The sequence below is a fragment of the Mycobacterium sp. TH-M106 genome, assembly GCF_057473765.1.
In genome coordinates, this window is the sequence record NZ_JBYCLE010000224.1 from 1 (window position 1) to 1,211 (window position 1,211).

General features: G+C 62.0%; 1 protein-coding gene. It reads right to left on the reverse strand.

Translation table 11 applies throughout. The features are described from left to right. Positions 1 to 174: 174 nt before the first annotated feature. Positions 175 to 921: a class I SAM-dependent methyltransferase gene (locus AC2VOP_RS08100; protein ID WP_486960485.1), complete on the reverse strand. Its 747-nt coding sequence runs from the start codon at positions 919 to 921 to the stop codon at positions 175 to 177. Positions 922 to 1,211 lie beyond the last annotated feature (290 nt).

Genomic DNA, 1,211 nt, shown 5'->3' on the forward strand with positions numbered 1-1,211 from the left:
GCTGGACTCCGACATGAACCACTCCTCTCGGGCTACCCGAGAAGACTCCCACCATTGGGTAATTTCTCATGCCGATCTCTGCGGCGAAGTCAGACGCAAACCAGATCTCTGCGGCGAAGTCAGACGCAAACCACAGGAGCTCAGTCGGTTGACCGGAACTCGACCACGTTGTGATCACACCGTTCCGCGGGCGGCCCACGCGGTAGCCGTCACGGTGAACCGCCCATTACCGAGTCGTTCGCGAGCCACTGATTCGAGACGTGCGCGGCCATCGTCATCCAACTGCTGGACGTAGCCACCAGCGGGACCGACACCGTATGTGTACGGCTCCCACCACTCCTCAAAGGTCGGATGCACAACGTCGACCGCAATGGAATCTTCTTGCACATCGCGCAGGCCAGCCGCTTCGAATAACTCAGTCAGGTGCCCCATGCGCGCACCGGAGAGTAGCGCTTCATCCTCAACTTCAGGGTCGATGATGTGAACTGCATCCCAGAACGGCGCCAGTGCGCCGGTCGGCCCGTCCCACACGCATGCTGCGACGACACCGCCACGCCGAGTAACTCGCGCCATCTGTCTGAGGCCTACCACTGGATCCGTCATGAAGTGCACCACTAATTGCGCGAGAGCAGCGTCGAAAGCGGCACTGTCGTATGGCAATTGCTCCGCCGTACCTTGACACACCCCAACGTCTGGGAAGCGCACACGGATCGCTTCGATGAACGTTGGCGAAGGATCGATCGCCGCGACCTCGGCCCCAACAGACAGCAAATGCGCCGTCAGCGCGCCCGGGCCACAGCCCACGTCGAGCACCTTATCGCCCACGCCGACACCGGCAAATGCCACGAAGACCTCGGCAAGAGGCTCGGCATACCGACCCATGAAACGTGCATAGGCCTCCGGCGGGACGACAAAACTCACCAAGGGATGCTACGTCGCCCGCCGCGCCCTGAGTGAGCCTAGGGCTTGTTTCCCGAACCTTCGCGTCCTGACCGAGGATCCATCCGGCGACGCCTTGATGAACCGACCTGTCGGCACCTCAAGGAGGTCGTCAGCGCCGGTCATTATGGCGGTCCGGGTTTGCCGCCAGCCGTCAACGTTGAACCAGCGAAGACGACCGGTTTGCTGCGCTTCATCCGCCTGTCGCAGATCCGGACACAGCCAACGTGGCGAGGGCTCGTCGAGGATCAGCGACAAGTTTGCGGGTCGAC